This is a genomic window from Streptosporangium sp. NPDC050284, assembly GCF_044459525.1.
Taxonomy (GTDB): domain Bacteria; phylum Actinomycetota; class Actinomycetes; order Streptosporangiales; family Streptosporangiaceae; genus Streptosporangium.
In genome coordinates this window covers 491,397-510,988 of the sequence record NZ_JBITIZ010000002.1, presented here as the reverse complement: position 1 = coordinate 510,988, position 19,592 = coordinate 491,397, and the positions used below count along the sequence as shown (strand labels likewise).

Below are 19,592 nucleotides of genomic sequence, written 5' to 3'. Positions count from 1 at the left end.
CGGGGCCGAATCCGGCACGGTAAAACCATCTGGTTATAGAACCGAAAGGCGATAAAAGTGTCTGCCGACGTTCTCGACGCGACGTTCGCCGCGCTGGCCGACCCGACCCGGCGCGCGATCCTGGCCCGGCTGATGGAGGGCGAGGCGACGGTGACCGAGCTGGCCGAGCCGTTCGCGATGAGCCAGCCGGGCATCTCCAAGCACCTGCGGGTGCTGGAGCGCGCCGGGCTGATCTCTCGCGGACGCGACGCCCAGCGCAGGCCCCGCAGGCTGGAGGCCGGCCCGCTCAGGGACGCCATGGGCTGGCTGGAGAACTATCGCTCCTACTGGGAGGAGAGCTACCAGAAGCTGGACGACCTGCTGGGCGAGCTCGAACCCGGCGGAGCGAACGCCGCCGAACGGAAAAGCCCGTGATGCCACGGCATGAGCGGACCGAAGGCCTGACGGTGCGGGCGGTGTCCGACACCGACCTCCTGCTCACCAGGGCGTTCGCCGCTCCCCGGCGGCTCGTCTTCGACGCGTTCACCCGGCCCGAGCTGCTCCGGCGATGGCACGGCGCGCGCGGCTGGCACCTCGTGGTCTGCGAGATCGACCTGCGTCCGGGCGGTGCCTGGCGCTTCGTGTCGCGTGGGCCGGGAGGTGCCGAGCTGGGCCACGGCGGGGTGTTCCACGAGGTCGACGCGCCCGCTCGGCTGGTCCAGAGCGAGGTCCACGACGGCTGGGCCGTGGGGGAGGCCCTCATCACCACCGTTTTCGACGAGCGCGACGGCCGGACCACGATGACCACCACGGTGCGCTACTCCTCGCGGGAGATCCGCGACAGCGTTCTCCGCACGCCCATGGAACGCGGCGCGGGCGAGGCGTACGACCGTCTCGACGAGATGCTGGGCGAGACGACCGTGAACGTCGGGCGGTGATCCCCTCGACGGTCCTTGGCCGGTTCGCGACGGTGCCCGGTGGCCCTCGACGGTCCTTGGCCGACTCCCGACGCAGTCCTTGACCGGTCCGCGACGGCTCTCGGCATGCCGGTCGCGGCGCGCCGTACGGCCCGTACCTGGTGCTGAGCGGCATCGAGACCGGCCGCCTTACTTCCCCCGTCGCCGTGGGGTCAAGCTTGAGTAAACACCGTGGGCGCTGTTAGCTTCACTCCGGTGGATGACATGCCTGCACGGGTGAAGGCGATCGAGGGCTTCGCGACGGCTCTGCGAGAACTTCGCAAGTCTGTCGGCAACCCACCTTTTCGGGAGATGTCTGGTCGGTCGGGGGCGATCTCGCACACGACACTGCACGAAGCCACGAAAGGCAACCGGCTCCCGAGCTGGGAGACCACCGTCGAGTTCGTCAGGGCGTGCGGCGCGGACCCGGCCGCGTACCGCGAACGCTGGGAGAGGGCGAACCTGGCGGTCAGGTCGGCGAGCGCCGGGGATCCTGCGAACCGCGTCGGCACCCCGGTGGCCGGTCCGCCCGGTGGGCTCGCGGTCCCCGCCCCGCAGGTCGAGGAAGCCGCGGCGGCCCCGGAAGCCGCGGCGGCCCCGGAAGCCGCGGCGGCCCCGGAAGCCGCGGCGGCCCCGGAAGCCGCGGCAGCCGCGGAAGATCGCTCCATGCGCATCGCCGTCGGGTCGTACGTTCCACCGGCGGCCGGTGCGACCCCGGCACCCGTGCCCACGACGCCGCCGCCACCGCCCGGCGAGATCGTGGGCGACGCCCGGCAGGTCTCCCACACTCCCCGAGGCCGAGGGCGATTCCGGTTGCCCCGCCCGGCAGCGGCGGCGCTCGCGACAGCGGCCGTCGGCGTGGGGACGGCGGTCCTCATCGCGGTGGCCGTCAACCGCGACTCCGGGAACGACGATCGCGGCCCGGCCCCGTCAGGCAGCCCGTCGAAGGCATTACTGGCGGCGACCGACTGCCCGGTGGTCCCGACCAACCCGCCGTACGATCCGCCCGCGAACGAGGGCGATTCCGCGGTGTTCATCGGAGACATCACGCTCCCCGACTGCACGAGCGTCGGCCCCGGCCGGACCAGGACCAAGGTGTGGCGGATCAAGAACGCCGGGACCGTGCCATGGAAGGGATACTCGCTGCGCCGCCTCGACCTTCCGCAGCAACCCGATCAATGCCAGACCATCTCCGACGTACCGATCAAGGACACCCGACCCGGAGAGATCGTCGACATCCGGACCGAGATCACCACGCCGAGAAACCCGGGCCTGTGCTACGTGCGGTTCAAGATGATGGACGGTTCTGGACGGGTCGCGTTTCCCGGAGGCCGACCGCTCAACTTCCAGGTCATCGTCGACTGACGGAGACGATGCAGGTGAGCACCTCCCACCGGGGTTGCCCCGTCGACCGACCGGCTTCCAAGCTCGCCGGCCGCATCGGGAGGACGCCTTCGGTGCTCAGCACCGAACGCCCGTTCCCCGCCGTGCGACGCACGGCGGGGAACGCGGGGAGGTCTTCGAAAGAGATCAGGAACCGAGAACGATCCCCTTGTAGTAGGACTTGAGGATCCTGGAGTGGCTCCAGCCCGCCTTGCTCTTGTCGCGGGAGCCGGTCTGCGACATCCAGTCACCGGTGACCCAGTGGCCGCACGCCGTCGTCGTCGCGCAGTACTGGGCCCTGAAGATTTTCCCGTTGCGCGTCAACCGGGTGCCCCACGTCGCGTCCACCGCCGCGTTCGTCGCCGCCGTCGCGGAGCCCGGCCTGTACACCTGGCTGGACGTGTGGTCGGAGACGTCGTAGCACTCGCCGCTCGGCGTCCTGCTCGCCGAGTTCAGCGCCCAGTACCAGCCGAAGTTCTTGACGGCGATCGCCCCGGCCCTGAGAGACTCCTTCGGCCAGTACGACGGCCACTCGTTGGGCAGGACGTTCTTGATGTAGGTCTTGAACGGCACCCGGTCCACGCGGTTGAGGGACTTGCGGTAGACGAGGATCGTCGTGGGCATCCTGCTGTGCGTGCCGTCGGTCTTGCAGTGGCTCGGCGACGAGGAGCCCATCAGTTGGTGCGAGGCGTTCTGGTTCTTGAGTGCGGCCTTGAGGTTGCCCTTGGCGCCGGGCTTGAAGTCCTGGTAGGTGCTACCGGCGTGGTTGCTGTTGTAGTGGACCCGGACGGTTTTGGCGGTGCGGTTCCAGACGGAGGCGGCGGCGTTCTTGATGCACTTGCCCTTGCCGTTTCCCGGTCCCTTGTAGTCGAAGCAGGAGGGCTGCTTGGTGCCGTAGTCGTTGACGGATCCGGTGAAGTCGGAGACCGATCCCTGGTTGTTGCTGTTGAAGTAGTAGCAGAACTCGCCGCTCTCGCAGACACCGTTACGGCCGGCGGCCGAAGCGGGCGGGGCGACGGCGAGCACCGTTCCGCCGAGCACCATCGCGGAGGCCACGGCGGCGAGTCGCGATATCGGCCGTGCGGTTCGTGGGGACACGGTCGCCTTCCTCTTCTTCATCGTCGTCTTCATCGAAAATCGAAAGCCGCGCTGCGCTCAGCGGAGGTTGTAGCCCTGGGAGACCCAGAACGAGGTCGGGTTCGGGTTGCTCAGGACCGGGTCGCCGACGCTCTTGGCGGCGAGCTTCTGCCGTCCGGGACGCACCTCGACGTGGGTGTGCGCGGCCCCGCTGGACGACACCCCGCGCCACGCCTCGTTGGCGATGAGCTGGCCGCGCGTGACCTGCTGACCCACGCGCAGGGAGGAGCGCGGAGCGGAGTGCAGGTAGATGACCGTCCTGTTCGACGAGGCGTTGTAGATGGAGATCGTGGAGAGCCCCGAGCCGCCGTTGGCCCCACGCGCGAGGTGGATGACCTGACCGCTCACCAGGGAGTGGACATTCGTGCCGATGCCGCGGTAGAAGTCGATGCCCTCATGCCGGCCGGGGGTGTTGGTGTAACCGTCGAAGGCGCAGCTGATGTATCCGCCGCTGGTCTTGTACAGCGCGGACGACAGGTTGACGCGCCCCGGTGACGACGACGACGGGCTGAACTGGTGCGAGGCGTTCTCGTTCTTGAGACCGGGCTTGAGGTTGCCCTTCGCGCCGGGCTTGAAGTCCTGGTAGACGCTGCCGCCGTAATTGCTGTTGAAATGGACCCGGACGGTTTTGGCGGTGCGGTTCCAGACGGAGGCGGCGGCGTTCTTGATGCACTTGCCCTTGCCGTTGCCTGGCCCCTTGTAGTCGAAGCAGGAGGGCTGCTTGGTGCCGTAGTCGTTGACGGATCCGGTGAAGTCGGAGACCGATCCCTGGTTGTTGCTGTTGAAGTAGTAGCAGAACTCGCCGCTCTCGCAGACGCCGTTGCGGTCGGCGGCCGAGGCGGGCGGGGCGGTGGCGAGGGCCGTTCCGCCGAGCACCATCGCGGAGGCCACGGCGGCGAGGATCCTGTTACGCGTTCTCATGATGTTCTTTCTCCTTGTATCTGTGGCCTGGGGTGTCCTGTACGGCCTGGTGTGTGGGCCCGAGGTGCAGGGCGGCCCAGGAGTGCGGCCTTGAGGTGTGTACGGGGTGGAATGCGTGCGGCCTGGAGCGCGTACGAGGTGGAATGCGTACGGCTCAGGGCGCCTGGGGTGCGTGCGGTCCGGGTGTCCGCGCGGTCGGGGCTTCGAATGGTCAGCGACGCCGGTACTCCTCCCAGGTGCGGATGGCCACCTTCGGGCCGTCGTCGGGACCACGGCCGGAGAGCCCGTTCAGACCGAGGTAGTAGTCGCCGATCTGGTTCTGGGCCTGGCCGGAGAGGTCGGTGTCGTTGATGGCGACGGCGTGGATGTGCCACGGCCAGTCGGCCTGATCGGGACTGCGCAGCCATGCCGCGAAGCCGACGCGTCGCAACGCGCGGACGGCCGCGGTACGGGTGGCGGAGCTCATCCCCTTGACCGAGATGTCCACGGCGCCCCCGCCGTCGTGGGTACCCGCGGACGTGGGGTCCCCGCCCCGGTTGTACGACCCCTGCAACAGCACGAGATCGCGGCCGAGCAGCCGATTCGCCTCGACCAGCATGCTCCGCGTGCGGGCGTTGACGACGCCCCCGCCGAACGACACCCGGGCCCCCGGCCCGATGACGTGGGTGACCTTGAAGCGGCCGGCCCCGAGCTTGGTGAGCGACGCCTTGCCCGGCAGGCCGTTGGCGGCGAGACCGGTGAAGCCGAGCGACCGCTGGAACTTCGCGAAGGCGGTGACCGTCGTGCTGCCGAAGTAACCGTCCACCCATTTGGAATCGAGCAGGCGCCGGTCGCGCAGCGCCCGCTCGACGAGGAGCACGCTCGCCTTCGCCCCCGGGGTCAGTGTGTCGTCAGGCCGTCGCGGGTCGATCTGGGCCGCCTTGAGGGTGGCTTCCATGTTCACGCTCGGAAGGGCTCCCGCGTCGGCCGCCTGTGCCGCCGACACCCCGGACGCTCCCGTCAAGGGGGCGAACAGGGCGGCCGCCACGAGGGCGGCGGCGTATGAGGGCAGCTTCATGGGTTCTCCTGGTTTCGGACACTGAGCGGGATTTCTGCGGCGGGATCCACAGTTTCGGATCGCTCGTGCTGTCCACAACGAGATCGTGTTGTCAGCCTGTTCGAAGGGCTTCCTTACAGGCCTGACAGGCGATCCGACGCGTGACCCGCGACCGCGCGGGGCAGTATTCGAGCAGGACAACGTGGCCGTACAGCGGTCGCGCAGGGCAGTGACCAGGCAGGACAACATGGCCGTACAGCGGCCACGCGCTCGCCTCCCGTAAGGAACGCCATGACCGAAGTCCTCGTCACCGATGCCGGTGACCGCTACCACGCCTCCGACTGCTGGGGTCTGCGAGCCGGCCAGCAGGGCGGTGAAGTCCTGGGTTTCGAGATTCGCCGCATCAGGAGCGTGAGCGTCGCGGACGCCGAGGCGGAAGGAAAGACACCGTGCAAGGTGTGCGTCACACGGTGAGATCGCACGGTGTCCGGCATCGCTAGCGGCACTCGAACGCGGCGATGGGAGAGGCCCGGGTAGCGACCACCGGGCTGGTCCGCGACGAGCCGGGGACGCGTACGAGACCGATACAGCGGACGATCACCTGCCGCCGCCGCGAAGACGGAGGCCGTCACCGGTTCCACACCGGATTCCACTGAAAGCGGCGCCTACGCGTTGGTGCGTCGGCGGACCATTTCCTTGTCCTTCTCCGGCAGCGCGTCGGCGACGAGCAGCCGCGGCAGCAGTTTCGGCTCCAGGGTCATCGCACGGAAGACGAGCGCGACGGTCACGTCGTGGTCGGGACGGTGCACGATCTCGGCCGGGTCATCGACGCGGATCTCGCCGGGCTCGATCACGCGCAGGTACGCGCCCGGCCGGACGGCCTGCGTGAACCGCTTGATCCAGCCTTCACGCTCCAGCCACCCCTGGAATGTCGCGCACGGGATGCGCGAGCACGACACCTCCAGGACGACGTCCGGCCCGATCCGCCAACGCTCACCGATCAGGGCGCCGTTGACGTCCAGCCCTTGGGTCGTGAGGTTCTCCCCGAAGACCCCGTTCGAGAGCGACCTGCCCAGCTCGGACTCCCACTCGTCGAGATCCTCGCGGGCGTAGGCGTAGACGGCCTGGTCGGAACCACCGTGGTGCTTCACGTCATAGACCCGGTCACCGGCGAGGCCGACCGCGCCGGTGCCCTTGGGGCCGGGGGCGGTGACGGCGACCGGTCCGTCGACGGGCCGCTTGTCGATGCCCGTCGATCCCAGCCCTTTCCACGGGTTGGGGCGAGGCCGGCCGATATTGACGGAGAGCAGCTTCATGATGGCGATTTTTCCAGACGTTCGACACGAATGGGATCACCACGTACGAGCTCGTCGTGGATGCGCCAACGGCCGGTGACGGCGGCGCGCTCCGCAGCCTCGTCGCCGTCCTCGACGCGCTGTCGCAGCAACCGCATGGCGATGCGGCGGTTGAGGCCGAACTGCCGCTCGGTGTCGACCACGACGACGATCCCCGAGGGCCGGTGGGTCGCCCGCACCGCCGTGCTCGCCTTGTTGCGATGCTGCCCGCCGGGGCCGCCGGTGCGGCAGGCGACGACGTCGACGTCCGCTTCCGTGAACGTCGTGCGCGAGATGTCGACCTGGCACGGTTGTGCGATGACGTACCAGTTCTTCCGGCTCGTGGTGGTCCGGTACGGGCTGGGGGCCTGCCAGCACAGCGTCCCGGTCCACGAGGCGGCGAACGCCTCGGCGCCGGCTCCCGAGATGTGGATCAGGACCGATCGGTAGGTGTCCGGCCGCTCACCGGGAACGCTCTCGACCCGACGGGTCTCCACGTCCTGCCGGGTGGCGTCGGCCTCCAGGCGGCGCAGCAGCCGGGCCAGCGCCCAGGCGCACTCCTGCGGGCCACGCCCGGCCGACAGGAGCAGGTGGACGCTCATCGCCGCCCCCGCTCACGGCGCCGGTCCCGCTGGGAGGCGGACCCGAGGTCGGGTGTCTTGTAGGTGACAAGAGGAACCGTGGTGGCCACGGGCGTGGCCAGGTCATGGTGAACGAGGTCGGCGATCACCTGCTCGATGCGCTTGTAGGCTGTCGGCGCCTCCTCGAAGAGCAGCTGGCGGTCTCCGCACACCACCAGCGACCCCACCGGCGTACGGCGCAGCTCCTCGACCGTGTGCTTGGCCCGTCCCCGGCGCAGGGCGTCCGCCCGCGACATCTTGCGACCCGCGCCGTGCGCGACGGAATGACCGGCGTCCGGCCCGGCGTGGGCGGCCACGAGGTAGGAGGGGGTGCCCCGCGTACCGGCGATGAGCACGTCGCGGCCGTCACCCCGTGCCGCTCCCTTGCGGTGCAGGTAGACCCCGTCACGAACCTCGACCAGGTTGTGGCACTCGTCGACGAGCGGCTCGGTGGGCTCGGCCCCCAGGGCGTGGGCGACCCGGGCGGCCATCAACCGCCGGTTGAGCGACCCCCAGCGTACGGCGTCGTCGTGCATCGCCAGATAGGCGCCGGGATCGGGGGCGGGACCCGCGCCATGAGCCTCGGTGTGCGCCCGCAGGATGCGCTCGCCCAACCCTCGGGAACCGCTGTGCACGATGAGAACCAGGTCGCCGGCCGCGAGCCCGAGCCGGCTCGCGTGGTCCGGCTCGAAGACGGTCTCGATCCGTGCGAGCTCGACGAAGTGATTGCCCCGGCCGACCGTCCCGAGCCCCTCGACGTGACCGGCGGGAATCTCACCCTTCACCATGGCCCAGGCCGGGTCGTCGGCATCCCGCTCGGGATCCAGCGCACGATCGAGATCGGGGAACCGGGCGGCGAGCTTCTCGGGCACGGCCCGCCTGAGCTTCATGGGGAACACGGCGATGCCGCACCCGATGTCGGAGCCCACCAGGAACGGATACAGCACGGTCGACGCCATGGCGGCCCCGATGGGCGCGCCCTTGCCGGGGTGCAGGTCGGGCATGGCGGCGACGTGCGTCATGCCGTCGAGGGCGGCCACCTGGTGGCACTGCGCGAGCGCGTCGGACTCGATCCAGCTCGCAGGGGAGGCGAACACGGCGACGGTGGCCGACCCCGTGGTCTTGGTGTTCACGGTGTCCCCGGTATTCGTGGTGTCCGTCGTGTCCGTGGCGGACGGCGGCGGGGAGTCTCGCCGGGAGTGCTGCTGAGACAAAGAGGCTCGCTTCCCTCGGGAGGGGGCTGGCAGGATCACGGCGCGAGGGAGCGCCGTGGCATCTCGGATACGCGGGGGCGCTGTCCCTCAGAGCGTCATGAACACCACGTTCCCGGACCCCCACCACACGAGGCAAACGATTTTCGATCGCCCCTCTTTGGCCACCCTGTTTCGGGCACCCCTCTTTGGCTGGCTCGGAGTGAGATCCGGCTCGTGGTTCCTACTTCCAGAGCAAGCGGACCCCGTCCGGACGCGGTCCATAGATCGCGGAGCATCTCACCGCTCGGGTCGGCCTTCGCGGCGACCGGATGCTCGGCACTCGGCTTTCGGTTTCCCGGAGATGACCCGGCCGAGCGACGTCACGGAGAGTCGCCGGCGTACGACCCTCCGGGGGTACTTCGCTCCGCGCATGGGGCACGCTTTGCGTTCGGCCCGGATGCTTCACCTGGTTTTGCCAGAGTGACCGTTACCGACCACCCGCTCCAGGTAAATCCTCCCCTGATGGCAGGAGACAGCCGCACCAAGCGGGAGGTTGAAATGATCACCTCGTTCGCGCGCGCATTCGTCACCGGCGCGTTCACCATCGCACTGAGCGTGCCCGTCGGCGGCGCGCTCGCCGCTTCCGCCTCACCGGTGGACCCACCGAGCCCGCAAACCCAGAAGGACCTCGCACAGGCGCTGCGCGGTGAGGCGTTCGCCAACGCCTCCTACCGCCTGTACGCGGTCCAGGCCCAGCGGGAGAAGCTACCGTCGGTGGCGCGCCTGTTCGAGCGCACCGCCGACGTCGAACTGGGCGAACACTTCAAGGAGGAGGCCCAGCTGAGCGGCCTGGTCGGCAGCGACGCCGAGAACCTGCGTACCACGGTGGCCGGGGAGATCTACGAGTCCCGGCAGATGTATCCCGGCTTCGCGCGGCAGGCCAAGGCCGGCGGCGACAGCCGGGCGGCCGCCCGCTTCTCGGAGATCGCCCGTGACGAAGGCGGGCACGCGCGGGCGTTCGGTGCCGCGCTACGCGCCGTCGAGTCCGGCGAGGGCACGGTGCCGAAGCCGCCGAAGGCCGACAAGGTTCAGGTCCCGCAGGGGCCGCCCGAGGTCCGCGCACAACAGACCAAGGCCGATCTGGACGCGGCCCTGCACGGTGAGGCGCTCGCGTACGCCAAGTACCACCAGTACGCCGAGCACGCCAAGGACCCGGCCGTGGCGAAACTGTTCCGCGGCACCTCCGAGGTGGAGCTGCACGAGCACTTCGCCAGTGAGGCGAAGCTGGCCGGGCTGGTCGGCAGCACGCACGCCAACCTGACCAAGGTCATCGCCGGCGAACAGTACGAGTCCCGGACCATGTACCCGGCCTTCGCCAAGCGTGCCGAGGCGGCGGGCGACAGCCAGGCGGCCGAACGCTTCTCGAACAACGCCGAGGACGAGGCCGGACACGCCCGCGCCTTCCAGCGTGCGCTGGATCGGCTTCCCGAGCAGCCCGAGCAGCCTCCGGCGGCGGACTCACCGTGAGGAGATGACGGGCTCCGGCCGCTCGACACCGGAGGCCACGAAGGCCATGGCCGTCGGCACCGCCCGCGGCCATCGGCGCTTCTCAGAGGCCATGGCCGTCGGCATCGCCCGCGGCCATCGGCGCTTCCCACCGGTCGCGATCCGGTGTCCGGCGTCGCGCGAGATCAGGAGACGGACATGTTCTTCGGCCTGCCGTTGCACCCGCTGGTCGTGCACGCCGCCGTCGTGTGCCTGCCGCTCGCGGCGCTCGGCACCATCTTGATGGCGTTCTGGCCCGCGGCGGCGCGCCGGCTGTGGCCGGCGGTGCTGTTCGTCGCCACCGTCGCGCTGATCGCCGTGCCGCTGTCGGTCAGCAGCGGCGAGACGTTGGCGGACACGGTCGGGGAGAACGCGCTCATCGAGGCCCACGAGGAGCAGGGCGAGCAGGTGCTGCCGTTCGCCATCGTGCTCTGGCTGGCCGCGCTGGGCCTCTCCCTGGCGACCCGGTTCATGGGACACGGCAGGCACTCGCCCCGCGAAGGCGTCGGCACGCGACCGCGGTGGTACACCGGCGCGATGATCGTCCTGGTGATCCTCGCCCTGGTCGGCGGTGTGGGAGGCACCGTCGCCATGGTCCGGGCGGGCCATAGCGGAGCCGAGAGCGTCTGGAGCAAGTGAGTCCCGCACCCGCACCGAGATTTCCCGGTAGTCCGGACTACCGGGGAACCCTCGGTCGCTCGTCCGCCACATCGACTTCCGGTGCTACGGCATCACTCCGGACGAAAGAGGGGGCGTTCTTGCCGAGAGCCCGGCCGCACAGTCCGGTTTTCGCCGGAGACGAGGACGCTCAACCCCGGCTGTTCAGGGTCGCCAGGTCCAGGACGTGGTAGCCGTCCGCCGTCTTCCACTGGAGGTACCGGGCATTGGAGATGCTCACCTTGTCCGTCTTCCGGCCCGGCAGGCGCACCGCGGTCCGTGTCCGTGCGTCGAGAAGCCATCCGGCCCCGCCCTCACGCCACGCCGCGAAGCGCCCGTACCGCGAGATGCCGACGTTCTTGGCACCCGCGCTCAGGCCGATGACGGTGCCGTCGTTGTACTCCAGGCTGTTCCAGTCCCTGCCCACCCGGGCGATGTACGAGGTCGGATCGGGAGCGTCGCGCCTGGCCCCGTCCGGGCCGTAACGGGCCGGCGGTGAGCCGGTGAACTCCTCCGGATCCGACGAATCCGCCACGACAGGGGACCTCGCGAGGAAGGTGTCGCCCTCCCAGGCGATGTCGTACAGTCCGCGCAGCCACAGCCGGGGAGTCCTGTCGCCGGGCCCCATGCGGTAGACGCCCACGTCTCCGGTGGCGCCGGTGACGCATCTGGAGAAGTAGAGCTCACCCCGATGGAACTGCAGGTCGACGGGGTATCGCCAGCCGGTCCCGCAGTGTCCCCCGGGAACGCCCCAGGTGTTCAGCATCTGCCGGGTCAGGCCGGTACGCATGTCGGTGACCTCGAGAATCCATCCGCCGGGCTCGTCGTTTCCGAGGACCTTCACCACGCGGGTGCCGTGCGCCGCCGCGGCGGCGGTGTACGACTCCCTGTCCTTGCGTTGCAACAGCGTGCTGCGGCCGGTGGCGGGGTCGAGGATGTCGACGTGGTCGAGGTACGGGAGGTAGCGGGAGAACCTGCGGACGATGAACCGCCCGTCGGGCAGGGCACCGACGACGGAGCGGGACATCGTGTCCCTGGCAGGGATCCACAGGATCCTGGCCCGGGGATAGGCCCGTGCGAAAGGCGTTTCGGCCTTCCGAACGGGAGGGGGCACGGGTGGGGGCGTCTCCGGCCGGCCGATTCCGGAAGGGAGGATCGGAGCCTGTTCCTCGGTGGCCGACGGCGGTACGGCGGGTCCGCAGGCGCAGACTCCCATCAGCACTACAGCCGCCATCATGCGGAAACGGCGCTTCACCCGCGTCCGTCCCCCTCTCTGCCAGACCGGTGCGACATACGACGATAAAAGGCCTTAGAGAAACGAGTTAGGAAATTCCATCGATACTACTGAAACCCCGTTAGTGAGTTCCCGAACTTCTGTCCTCCTCGCGCCCACGGTCCTTGTCGCCGAGCCGACGCTTGTCCGATGTGGTGAAATATGCCGAATGGAGCGCGCGAGGCAGTTGGTGGGCGAGATGCTGGTCTACTGTTTTGTGGCCGTTCTGCTGAGCGGGGGATTCCTGGCCTTCTTCTACGTGCCCAGCGGCCAGACGGTGATCTACAGCGGCCCCTACGAGCCCCTGTGGGGAACTCCCATGAGCGCCGCCTACAACTCGCTCCTGAACCTCGGCTTCGACGTGCGCGGTGGCCTGTTCATCCGGCAACTGCACCACACTTCCTCCATTCTTCTCGTCCTGGGAACAATCCTCTGGGTCCTGCTCGGCCGGTTCCGGCACGCCTTCGCGGCACTGGGCCTGGCCCTGCTCGCCGGGCTCTTCGGTTACGGAGCCGCTGACGATCTGCTGTACGGCACAATCCTCGGGAAACCGCCCATCCCCATCTGGTACGGCCTGCACCTGCTGGTCGCGGCGGCCGTGGGCGCCGTGCTGGTGATCTCCTCACGGAAGGAGGCCGCCCGGCAGCCCAGAACGCCGGGCTTCATAGCCCTGAGCATCTGCCTCACCGCTCTGGTGATCCTCTATCTCTAGAGGGGGGGGAACGCACGACGGCGGTGCCCGACGGTCCGGCGAACCTGGCCTCGTACCGACGAACCGAAGGACACGTCGCCTCAGGAAGTCGCCCGGGGCGTCCGCGAAAGGACTCGCGGTCGAGGGGATGCCGAGGGGATGGGGTTTCCGGTCCTTATCGATGTGTGGGCATCGAGCTCATGAAAGTACGGGCGAGGCGGTCGATTTCGTCGTCCTTGGAAGCCTCGTCCACGCGCTGATCTCGGTCGATCCGGCCGCGTTCGGCTTTCAGCCGGCGCTCTTCCTCGCGCAGTTTGATCTCGTACTCGCCGGTCCTCTGCCGGGTGGTGAAGTTCAGTTCGGCCTCGTGGCAGGCCGAGCCCGCGCGCAGCTCCTGAGTGAGAAGGCGGTCGTACTCGGTCTTGCCGTTCAGCATCTTCGAGATGATCGGCATGCAGTCGAGCAGCACGAAGATGACGCGCAGCAACCAGTGGGCGAAGTTGACCATGCCGCTCTGCCCTGCGACCGTGCCCAATGCCTCCCATCGTTCAAGCAGGCCGATGTGGGTGTAGGCCCGTTTCTTCTCCTCGACGCGCTCGGTGATCTTCTTGCTGAGCGCCGTCGCGCGTTCCGTTTCCGCACTGGCGCGATCGGCCGCGAGAGAGCCGAGTTCCGCCTTGAGTCTCGCCACCTCCGCCCGCTGCCGGGGGATGTCATGGTTGGCGACGAAGGTGTCGAACTCGTTCTTTCTGACCTTGCACTCGGGTCCGTTGCCGAACACGCCCGTGGTCTGGCCCAGGACCTTGAGGCCATAGCATTCCCGGTCGCGGCGTCCCTTCAGCTTCTCCTCCTCCTGTGTGTCCGCTGCCAGCCGGTCTTCCGCGGCCTTGAGGACGCTCTGCCTCTGCGTCATGTTGCCTTCGACGGCGAGTGCCCGGTCGCCGCCGTCGAGGATGAAATCGGCGCAGTCGACACCTCCGGGAGCCGGTCCCTTGAGGGGGTTGCACTGCTTGTACCGGCTCTCCGTCAGGCTGATCACCTGGTCGCGTTCTGCCATGATCTGCCGGTCGAGCCGTTCCTGAAAGAGCTTGAGGGTCAGCGGCTCGGCGATGAAGACGCCGATGACGACAGCGAGGGCGAGCCGGACCAGCAGGTTGCCCCAGCGGGACCAGCCGTCGCTGTCACCGGCGAGGCTGGTGATCAGAAACCGGTCGATGTTGGCGATGTTCAGGCCCCACAGCGCCGCCACCGGCAACAGATACAGCGGAGACGCCGAAAAAATCAGGGTCAGCGCGCCCAGCAGGGAGGCGCCCGCGATGAGCGCGGTGCTGGCCACGATTCCGCCGAGGCTGGTGTAGCGGGAGCGTTCCTGAGGAACGCTCGCGAGGATTTTCTCGTCGACTCCGGTGAACCGCCGGAAGAACCTTCCAAGATCGGGCCTCTCCCGGCGCCGGGGGTGCCGTCTGTGCTGCTGGGCCGCCTTGGGGCCGTGGAGGATGTCAACCACGGACGTCCTCCTCCATGAAGAAGTCGTCGTCGTTGTCGCCTGCCGTCACCTCGGCCTGGGCCTCGTAAGCGGGCCTTTCGAGGTCTCTCACCTCCGCTTCCGGCTCGACGTCGTCGAAGGTGGCGAGCAGTTCCTTACCGGTCGTCTCGTTGAACAGGCCCTGGGCGATCGCCGCCCGGACGACATCGGCCCGGGCACGGGCCTGAACGACCTGCAACTCGTGTTCCCGCTGGATTCCGCGCTGGGTGGCGCTGTACTCACGGTCGCCCAGGGCGGCGTAACGTTCGGCGATCTGCTGTTCGCTGAGGCCGCGGACGGTGACGTACAGGCCGTCGGCGGCGCCGGGACCGCTGTTGAGGAGGTCCCTGATCTTCTTGGCCTCGGTGATCTGCTGATCCCGGTCGAGGGCCGCCTCCTGCCGGGTGAAGTCGTTCGCGCTGTGGCCCTTGGCGTGCAGGTAATCCTGCTCGTCGAGTTCGTAGTCACGATCGAGCTTGCGTTTGACGTCGCGGAGGCCGTGTTCGCCCTGGATGTTGTGCAGGCTGGTCTCGTAGTGTCGCCGCTTCTGGGCGATCTCGTCGGGGGCGTGCACGTTGAGGCCGGAGAACTCGGCCGTCATGCCGGGCAGCACACAGGGCACCACGGTCGTGTACGCCTTCACCTGGGCGTGCACGAGTGTCCACAACTCGTGGACCTCGTGCAACCCGTGGCCACGGCCGAGTTCGAAGAGCTTGTGGTAGGCCTGGATGTAGGTGAACAGGTGCTCGGTGACGTCGGTCAGACCGGCGCGCACCACCTCGATCGGTTCGTCGACCGTGCAGCGGAAGTGGATCATGACGATGAAGTCGTGGGCGCCGGAGGAGTTGATCGGCACCCGGATCATGGTGGGGTGATCCTTGGTCACGTCCACGACGCTGACGCTGGCGGCGTGCAGCACGTGCGGTTCGTCGCCGCGCAGCAGCCGGTCGCCCAGCACGAACGTGCCGTCGTACTCGAAGACGAGCCGCTGGTGCGGAAGCTGGCGGGGGAGGCTGGTGATCGGCCGCCGGGGTTTGCTCAGGAACCCTTGCCTGGCGACAGGATCAAGGGAGACCTGGCTGATCACGGGGTAAGTCATGGACGCTTTCCGATGGTGTCGAGGGACAGAACAGCCGGGCTCAGGAAGACCCGGAGCAGCGACAGGAGAATCTCCAGCCGGTTCTCGTCGGTGTCGCGGGAGATGGCATAACGCCGCAGGTCATGGGCGAGCAGTGGTCGTTCCTTCTCTGGGAGCGCCTCCACGAGTGCCGCGAACAGGGCGTGAACACGGTCGCGGTCATCGCCGTCGCGGTCATCGAAGGCGCAGACGGCGTCGTACAGGGCGGCCAGCGCGTCCTTGCGGTGAGGGCGCTTGACGAGAACCGCGGACCAGAGTCTGGCGAGAGGCACGGCCGAACCGGGGCAACTGCGCAGATGAGCGGTGACCGTGGGAGTCCCGACGCCGTCCGCGCGAGCCGACAGGACACTCAAGATCGCTCGAATCAGCGGATCGACGGCACGGCCGATCCGCCTGTCGTTGCCGATCTGACGCGCCAGCCAGTCGAGCATCGGCAGAGCGTTGCCGGTGGCCTCGGTCAACGCCGTGAACAGACGGGCGAGCGCGATCTCCGCATGCCGGACGGGCTTCTCACTGCCCCTGATCTGTATCCAGAGCATCCGGACCGCCTCCAGCGGGAACCGGATGCCCAGCTCACCGGACCAGGCGAGGGTGGCGGTGAATTTGGGTCTGGCGGCGGACGCCCTCGTCCACGAGCTGACGGTACGCAGCACCTCCGGACGGGTCGTCTCGTCCAGGCACAACCATGAGATGGCCATCGCGGCGGTGGCCTGGCTGCGCATCACGCCTCTTCCACGGGCCCACGGGGTGAGAAAAGTGCTCTCGACGTACGAGTAGTCCGAGACGGAGGCGAGAACCGCCACCCCCCTGGCGATCTCCGCCTGCGCGCTCGGGTCGCGGAGAGCCGCGCACTCATGGAGCCATTCGGTGACCGGCTCCCACAACCGCATGCCGTGTCGCCGGTACAGCTCCCGCATCACGTGCGTTCGATGACTCGGGACCCTGAACTCCAGCCTGCGCCCCGGCGACAGGCTGAAAAGGGAGCCCTCCGCCACCCGAAGCAGGCGGCGGCTCGGCATCGGATCGTCCGCGGAAACGGTGACCGCACCCTCGGCACCGATACCGGCGATCGACTCCAGCCGGGCGAGCAACGACTCGAAGCCGGCTTCCGGAAGGCCGGCGGTGAAGGCCATGGCGGCCATCTCGAAAAGTTCCCCCCGAGTACGCGAGCCGTCGAACCAGGCGACCACATCGCGCCGCCCGGCGGACTCCAGCCTGTCGAGCGCGTCGTCCAGTGAAATCCCCGAGGCCAGATCGCGCGCGAGTGTCACCACGTCGGCCATGGCATGGTCGGCGGTGATCTGTGCGGCCGCCTCGTCGGCGACCTCGGGCGCCACCCGGTGAGCCAGCAGGACGTCGCGGGCCGACGGCGGTCGCCAGGCGATCCGGTCTCTTTCCGGCAGCGAGGTCGCCGTCGTCGTGATCACCAGGTAGGCCCCGGCATCGCGCACCCGGCGCCTGATCTCCCGTACGTGGAAGTCGGCGATGCTTCCGTCGACGTCGTCCTTGGGCCAGTCGCACAGCAAATAGCCGTGGGCCTTCCGGTATTCGCGGGCGGCCAGCTTCTCCAGCGTGTAGGCCGGGCTGAGTTCCACCACCTCGCGCCGTTCCGCGACGAAGTCCTGAAGCAGGTTGAGCGCCGCCGTCCGGCGGCCGGTGCCGGCAGTGCCGATCAGGGCCACCACGTTGCATCTGCCCAGCTGTTCGGCGGCGGCCTCGTAGGTGGCGTGGCGCACGTGGCGGGTGCGGGCCTCCGCCATCTCGTCGGCGGACACGGGTCCCGAGGTGCGGCGGGATCTGGGGCGGGAACCCGAGATGCCGAAAGAGGCGTCTCCCACGTTGCCGTGGATGTGGTTGATGACGGTCTGGACCTGGGAGACCTGCGCGAAACCTTCGTCCGTCGCCTCGGCCTGATCGGTCAGATCCACCGGCGTGGCCGCCTCGCCGATCAGGACGCCATCGGGCGGCGAATCAGTTTCGGATACCAAAGTTGATCTCCTCCCCGGAGATGGGAGCGGTGATCATGTTTACGGTCATCTGCTCGGCGTTGAACTGCTGCGCGAACTGCTTCGCGGTGGGGTCGGCCCGCACCAGCTTCTCCAGGGACTCCAGCAGGTCGTCACGCGACTCCGGGGCGGCCGGCTGGCCCTGCTCGGACCGGAATTTCTTGATCTTCGCGAGCAGTCTGCGTGCTCCACCCAGGCCGGTCTCGGTGCCGTAGGCGCCGAGACGCTCGATGGCACCCCCGGCGATGAGAGCCCACAGGGTGTCGGCGACCTCGGGCAGGTTGTCCATGTCGAGAGTTCCTCTCTGAGCCAGGTCTTCGGAAGGAATCCACATCCAGGCGATCTCGGTGCGTTCCTTGGTCGGTACTTCCAACCGGGTGAACGCCTCCGGTCGGTAGGAGGTGTGGAGCTGTCGGACGACGTCCTCGTAGAGCCGATCGGTGAGGATCAGCACCAGGTCGGCGCGCGGGTTCACCTTCAGGGCGGTACGGGCGGCCTCCGCGTCGAGCAGTCGGACGGTGGTCACCACGACCTGGCCGACGAAACCCATCGCACCGCGTTTCACGACGCCGTGGCCGATCGCGACGCGGATCCGCAGGCGGGCGTCGTCTCGGCGTTCACGGTTGTGGTCGTGGAGCGCCTTGCGCACCCGGTGGACCAGGTCGTCGACGACCCGAAGCTCGCCCTCCCTTTCCGGGATGACGATGACCTCGCCGTCGCCGGCCTCCTGGCGGGCCCAGGTCTCGCGGCGCAGGCCGGCCTCTCGTGCGCCACGGTCCATGATCTGGGCCAGGCCCGACTGGATCGAGTCGTGCCGTAGGTCGTCGCCGCGGCCGTATCCCTCCGCGTCGACCGCCATGACCAGGCGGCGGCTGAAATCAGAATCGAACATCACGTCACCTTGTGGTTGCGAGAAAGATCCACCAGAGCGGTGGGGAGATCGCCGGGGATGAGTCTGGCGAAGGTCGCATCGCCTCAAGACGTACCAGTACGTTTTACCGATAATTGGACAGACCGATTGGGTCGATGACGATCTTCCGGCGATGACCGGGGGCGATCAGTTCAAGCTCCTTGAAACGTCGGATGGCCTTGAAGACGGCGTCCTTCCCGGCCCCGACGAGATTGGCGATCTCCTCATGGGTGAGATCGACTCCCAGTTCCCGTTTGCCGTCCGTCCGGTCGACCCCATGCCGGCCGGAGAGTTCCACGAGCACGTTCGCGACCCGTACGGGCACGCTGAACTGGGCGAAGTCGGTTCTTCTGCGGTTGGCCCAGTCGAGCCGGTCGGCGATCATCCTGGCGAATGCGTTCCACGCCGCCGGATGACGGTCGAGGAAGTCGGTGAACACCTCCGCGCGGATGACGTGCACCCACATCGGACTGCACGCGGTGACCGCAGCCGATCTGGGCTCCCTGCGCAGAGCCGCCAGCTCGCCGACCACATCGCCGCTGACCCGGATGCCCAATATGGCCGATGCGCCCGATTCCAGGTAGGCCGTCACCTTCACGCACGCGGTGATCCGCTGGCCCGGGACGGACCTCAGGAGATAGACCTCGGACCTCTCTGGGTCTCCGTGATAGATGAGTGATTCGCCGGCCTGCCGCGGGGACGGCGGCGCGAGACCCAGAAGTTCCTTCCGCTCCTCCGGGCTGATTCTGTCCATGAGGGTGCCGACGGGCCACCTGGCGGGGATTTGATCATTTATCACGGATTAAGCGCCTTGAGTCATCGATGCGAAGCTACACCCTGGAATATGTGTTGGTCAGGTTAGATGGTGATCGGTGTGGATATTGGGCATATCGTCCGCTCTGCCGTAAAGGGCGGGCCGAAATTTCCGAGGAGCGGGACAGGATTCCTGTGATCGGCGTGACTTGGCGGAACGTCGGCACTAATTTGCGGCTTATGTGCTTCCAGGGTTGTTGCGGCTTTCTGAAGGTGAAGGCTCCTGCCTTCTCCGGGGTGGCGCCATCGCTCGAGACGCTTCGTCTTCGTGTGCGGGAAGCCGTCGGCAAGTCGGGGACCTCACAGACTCGACTGGTGATCGCGACGGAAGGCCGCGCGAGACGTACCCGTCGCGCGGGGTCCTCGGTCAGGGTGAACGTGCATCACGAGTAAAGCGTATCGTGAACTCAGTGCACAATAGATATTCCTGTGTCGGTTCCAGAGCGGAAGGCAACGCGCGATGGGGCACCTCGGA

At 68.2% G+C, this 19,592-nt stretch carries 19 protein-coding genes; 7 read left to right on the top strand and 12 right to left on the bottom strand.

The window, feature by feature from the left end:
• The first annotated feature begins 57 nt into the window (after positions 1-57).
• From ACIBH4_RS06670 to ACIBH4_RS06660, 3 genes are all read left to right on the top strand, one after another.
• A complete protein-coding gene (locus ACIBH4_RS06670; protein WP_362519373.1) occupies positions 58-414 on the top strand; it encodes a metalloregulator ArsR/SmtB family transcription factor in 357 nt (118 codons plus the stop codon).
• 41 nt (positions 415-455) lie between these two features.
• Entirely contained in the window at positions 456-917 is a 462-nt protein-coding gene (locus ACIBH4_RS06665; protein ID WP_362764374.1) for an SRPBCC family protein, read from the top strand.
• A gap of 330 nt (positions 918-1,247) precedes the next feature.
• A complete protein-coding gene (locus tag ACIBH4_RS06660) occupies positions 1,248-2,300 on the top strand; it encodes an NBR1-Ig-like domain-containing protein (protein WP_362764377.1) in 1,053 nt (350 codons plus the stop codon).
• A gap of 165 nt (positions 2,301-2,465) precedes the next feature.
• Here ACIBH4_RS06660 and ACIBH4_RS06655 read toward each other — a convergent pair whose 3' ends face one another.
• The 3 genes from ACIBH4_RS06655 to ACIBH4_RS06645 all read right to left on the bottom strand — a co-directional run bounded on the left by ACIBH4_RS06655 (position 2,466) and on the right by ACIBH4_RS06645 (position 5,433).
• Entirely contained in the window at positions 2,466-3,416 is a 951-nt protein-coding gene (locus ACIBH4_RS06655; RefSeq protein WP_362764380.1) for a SpoIID/LytB domain-containing protein, read from the bottom strand.
• Positions 3,417-3,473: 57 nt separating this feature from the next.
• Positions 3,474-4,376, bottom strand: a complete 903-nt coding sequence (locus ACIBH4_RS06650) for a peptidase inhibitor family I36 protein (RefSeq protein ID WP_362519363.1) — start codon at positions 4,374-4,376, stop codon at positions 3,474-3,476.
• Positions 4,377-4,587: 211 nt separating this feature from the next.
• A complete protein-coding gene (locus ACIBH4_RS06645) occupies positions 4,588-5,433 on the bottom strand; it encodes a peptidoglycan-binding protein (RefSeq protein WP_362519359.1) in 846 nt (281 codons plus the stop codon).
• A 270-nt stretch (positions 5,434-5,703) separates the two neighbouring features.
• On the opposite strand from ACIBH4_RS06645, the gene ACIBH4_RS06640 reads away from it, so the two are divergent.
• Positions 5,704-5,886: a hypothetical protein gene (locus ACIBH4_RS06640; RefSeq protein ID WP_362519356.1), complete on the top strand. Its 183-nt coding sequence runs from the start codon at positions 5,704-5,706 to the stop codon at positions 5,884-5,886.
• Between the two features lie 191 nt (positions 5,887-6,077).
• Here ACIBH4_RS06640 and ACIBH4_RS06635 read toward each other — a convergent pair whose 3' ends face one another.
• The 3 genes from ACIBH4_RS06635 to ACIBH4_RS06625 are packed head-to-tail and all read right to left on the bottom strand — an operon-like array spanning position 6,078 to position 8,499.
• Complete coding sequence (locus tag ACIBH4_RS06635; protein WP_362764383.1) at positions 6,078-6,728, bottom strand: MOSC domain-containing protein; 651 nt, start codon at positions 6,726-6,728, stop codon at positions 6,078-6,080.
• Positions 6,725-7,348 (bottom strand): peptide chain release factor H, encoded by a 624-nt coding sequence (gene prfH / locus ACIBH4_RS06630; RefSeq protein WP_362764386.1) that lies wholly within the window; start codon positions 7,346-7,348, stop codon positions 6,725-6,727. Before prfH ends, ACIBH4_RS06635 begins: the two co-directional genes overlap by 4 nt.
• Complete coding sequence (locus tag ACIBH4_RS06625; protein ID WP_362764389.1) at positions 7,345-8,499, bottom strand: RNA ligase RtcB family protein; 1,155 nt, start codon at positions 8,497-8,499, stop codon at positions 7,345-7,347. Before ACIBH4_RS06625 ends, prfH begins: the two co-directional genes overlap by 4 nt.
• A gap of 582 nt (positions 8,500-9,081) precedes the next feature.
• Here ACIBH4_RS06625 and ACIBH4_RS06620 point away from each other — a divergent pair.
• Both ACIBH4_RS06620 and ACIBH4_RS06615 read left to right on the top strand, forming a co-directional pair.
• Positions 9,082-10,086, top strand: a complete 1,005-nt coding sequence (locus ACIBH4_RS06620) for a rubrerythrin family protein (protein WP_362764392.1) — start codon at positions 9,082-9,084, stop codon at positions 10,084-10,086.
• Between the two features lie 177 nt (positions 10,087-10,263).
• A complete protein-coding gene (locus ACIBH4_RS06615) occupies positions 10,264-10,743 on the top strand; it encodes a hypothetical protein (RefSeq protein ID WP_362519336.1) in 480 nt (159 codons plus the stop codon).
• 169 nt (positions 10,744-10,912) lie between these two features.
• On the opposite strand, the gene ACIBH4_RS06610 is transcribed toward ACIBH4_RS06615, so the two are convergent.
• Positions 10,913-11,788 (bottom strand): hypothetical protein, encoded by an 876-nt coding sequence (locus ACIBH4_RS06610; RefSeq protein ID WP_362764395.1) that lies wholly within the window; start codon positions 11,786-11,788, stop codon positions 10,913-10,915.
• A 415-nt stretch (positions 11,789-12,203) separates the two neighbouring features.
• Between ACIBH4_RS06610 and ACIBH4_RS06605 the strand changes: the two genes are divergently transcribed.
• On the top strand, positions 12,204-12,746 hold the full coding sequence (locus ACIBH4_RS06605) for a hypothetical protein (RefSeq protein ID WP_362519326.1): 543 nt from the start codon (positions 12,204-12,206) through the stop codon (positions 12,744-12,746).
• Between the two features lie 154 nt (positions 12,747-12,900).
• Here the strand turns inward: ACIBH4_RS06605 and ACIBH4_RS06600 are convergent, their stop codons facing one another.
• The 5 genes from ACIBH4_RS06600 to ACIBH4_RS06580 form a co-directional block, all read right to left on the bottom strand.
• Positions 12,901-14,232 carry a DUF4407 domain-containing protein gene (locus ACIBH4_RS06600; protein WP_362519320.1) on the bottom strand — a complete coding sequence of 444 codons (1,332 nt, stop codon included), beginning with the start codon at positions 14,230-14,232 and terminating at the stop codon, positions 12,901-12,903.
• A complete protein-coding gene (locus tag ACIBH4_RS06595; RefSeq protein ID WP_362519317.1) occupies positions 14,225-15,349 on the bottom strand; it encodes a hypothetical protein in 1,125 nt (374 codons plus the stop codon). The genes ACIBH4_RS06600 and ACIBH4_RS06595 overlap by 8 nt, the downstream gene beginning before the upstream one ends.
• A complete protein-coding gene (locus ACIBH4_RS06590; RefSeq protein ID WP_362764398.1) occupies positions 15,346-17,316 on the bottom strand; it encodes a hypothetical protein in 1,971 nt (656 codons plus the stop codon). Before ACIBH4_RS06590 ends, ACIBH4_RS06595 begins: the two co-directional genes overlap by 4 nt.
• A 43-nt stretch (positions 17,317-17,359) precedes the next feature.
• The gene (locus tag ACIBH4_RS06585) at positions 17,360-18,286 is read right to left on the bottom strand and encodes a hypothetical protein (protein ID WP_362519311.1); all 927 of its coding nucleotides are present in this window, start codon (positions 18,284-18,286) and stop codon (positions 17,360-17,362) included.
• A 103-nt stretch (positions 18,287-18,389) separates the two neighbouring features.
• Positions 18,390-19,058 (bottom strand): Crp/Fnr family transcriptional regulator, encoded by a 669-nt coding sequence (locus ACIBH4_RS06580; protein WP_362764401.1) that lies wholly within the window; start codon positions 19,056-19,058, stop codon positions 18,390-18,392.
• Positions 19,059-19,592 lie beyond the last annotated feature (534 nt).

What these genes read in the sequence shown, in the direction of transcription:
- ACIBH4_RS06585 (WP_362519311.1), bottom strand. Translation starts at nt 18,286, where the DNA reads ATGTTCGATTCTGATTTCAGCCGCCGCCTGGTCATGGCGGTCGACGCG.
- prfH (WP_362764386.1), bottom strand. Translation starts at nt 7,348, where the DNA reads ATGAGCGTCCACCTGCTCCTGTCGGCCGGGCGTGGCCCGCAGGAGTGC.
- ACIBH4_RS06635 (WP_362764383.1), bottom strand. Translation starts at nt 6,728, where the DNA reads ATGAAGCTGCTCTCCGTCAATATCGGCCGGCCTCGCCCCAACCCGTGG.
- ACIBH4_RS06615 (WP_362519336.1), top strand. Translation starts at nt 10,264, where the DNA reads ATGTTCTTCGGCCTGCCGTTGCACCCGCTGGTCGTGCACGCCGCCGTC.
- ACIBH4_RS06580 (WP_362764401.1), bottom strand. Translation starts at nt 19,058, where the DNA reads ATGGACAGAATCAGCCCGGAGGAGCGGAAGGAACTTCTGGGTCTCGCG.
- ACIBH4_RS06620 (WP_362764392.1), top strand. Translation starts at nt 9,082, where the DNA reads ATGGCAGGAGACAGCCGCACCAAGCGGGAGGTTGAAATGATCACCTCG.
- ACIBH4_RS06610 (WP_362764395.1), bottom strand. Translation starts at nt 11,788, where the DNA reads ATGTCCCGCTCCGTCGTCGGTGCCCTGCCCGACGGGCGGTTCATCGTC.
- ACIBH4_RS06645 (WP_362519359.1), bottom strand. Translation starts at nt 5,433, where the DNA reads ATGAAGCTGCCCTCATACGCCGCCGCCCTCGTGGCGGCCGCCCTGTTC.
- ACIBH4_RS06660 (WP_362764377.1), top strand. Translation starts at nt 1,248, where the DNA reads ATGTCTGGTCGGTCGGGGGCGATCTCGCACACGACACTGCACGAAGCC.
- ACIBH4_RS06650 (WP_362519363.1), bottom strand. Translation starts at nt 4,376, where the DNA reads ATGAGAACGCGTAACAGGATCCTCGCCGCCGTGGCCTCCGCGATGGTG.
- ACIBH4_RS06595 (WP_362519317.1), bottom strand. Translation starts at nt 15,349, where the DNA reads ATGACTTACCCCGTGATCAGCCAGGTCTCCCTTGATCCTGTCGCCAGG.
- ACIBH4_RS06640 (WP_362519356.1), top strand. Translation starts at nt 5,704, where the DNA reads ATGACCGAAGTCCTCGTCACCGATGCCGGTGACCGCTACCACGCCTCC.
- ACIBH4_RS06605 (WP_362519326.1), top strand. Translation starts at nt 12,204, where the DNA reads ATGGAGCGCGCGAGGCAGTTGGTGGGCGAGATGCTGGTCTACTGTTTT.